We start from the raw sequence: 1,035 nt of genomic DNA, 5'->3' as shown, positions 1-1,035 counted from the left end.
TTTGGACTCGAAACAGCTAAAACTAAGTTCTAGTGATCGACGATGAATCTGTATACCAAAAAACTGCTGCTAAGTTTTAAGCTCAGAAACATGATTTTGATTGCTAGCTTTTTCTGGCGACTAACGCTCTGTTAAGGTGTGAGCAACGCAATACCGTAGCTTCCGCATAACACCTTAAACACTAAAACCAACGCATGGCAAAAATGCCACGCGTTGCGAATCACTATTAAACAGTTTGTTAGGTTTTTAGTTGCTCTGCTTTAATTTTCTCATTTGCTCTACGCTCTTTTAGCAAGAGGTCAAGCTCTGTAATAGCAACATGCTCATCTGAATACGTATTTTTTGCAAAATCAAGTTCTTCTTTATGGAATACATTATCCATTAACGCCTGGATTACTAACCAACAGATAGAGTCATGGAACATTACAAAAAATATTGCGATGAAAAAGACCAAAGTTTTTATGTATACCGTTCCGGTAATAACAAACAATAGAACAATAATGAAAAAACTCAACCAAGCTAACATGGTAGAAGAACGCTTTTCAGAAACGACCTTAATGTAATAAGCTAATAGCTCAACATCTTTACTTTTATTTTTGAGCTGAAAAACGTTCGATCTAGCCGATAGATAGGCTTTAACGTAGATCAAAAACAAGTCAAAGAATCGATTTAAAAAAGCATCACTTACCAGTCGATAAGACGTTCTAGTAACTTTTTCAATAGCGCAAGTAACGCTACCCCTGCAACACTACCAAACGCACCAAGGAGAACGATCCCCGGAATAGTTGTTTTTAACCATTCGGAAATTGACACAAAATCAATACTTTCCACTTAACATCCTCTTAAAACCTAACGCCCTGTTAAGGGGTGAGCAACGCAATACCGAAGCCGCCGCATACCACCTTAACCACTAAAACCAACGCATAGTAAAAATGCCACGCGTTGCGAATCCCTCTTGAACAGTTTGTTAGGGCGCAGAGCCTATTGATACACGCTGACTTCTATTAAGTTTTTATCAAGATCCAAAAAATAGAC

2 protein-coding genes are annotated in these 1,035 nt (G+C 38.0%); both read right to left on the bottom strand.

The features are described from left to right. Positions 1 to 238 precede the first annotated feature (238 nt). Positions 239 to 649 (bottom strand): hypothetical protein, encoded by a 411-nt coding sequence (locus tag L3V27_RS23305; RefSeq protein ID WP_237312852.1) that lies wholly within the window; start codon positions 647 to 649, stop codon positions 239 to 241. Between the two features lie 35 nt (positions 650 to 684). Further along, entirely contained in the window at positions 685 to 813 is a 129-nt protein-coding gene (locus L3V27_RS23385) for a hypothetical protein (protein ID WP_267135773.1), read from the bottom strand. Positions 814 to 1,035 lie beyond the last annotated feature (222 nt).

Source organism: Vibrio sp. J2-3(2022) (genome assembly GCF_021725735.1).
Taxonomy (GTDB): Bacteria; Pseudomonadota; Gammaproteobacteria; order Enterobacterales; family Vibrionaceae; genus Vibrio; species Vibrio diabolicus.
This window is presented reverse-complemented; position numbering and strand designations above follow the sequence as displayed.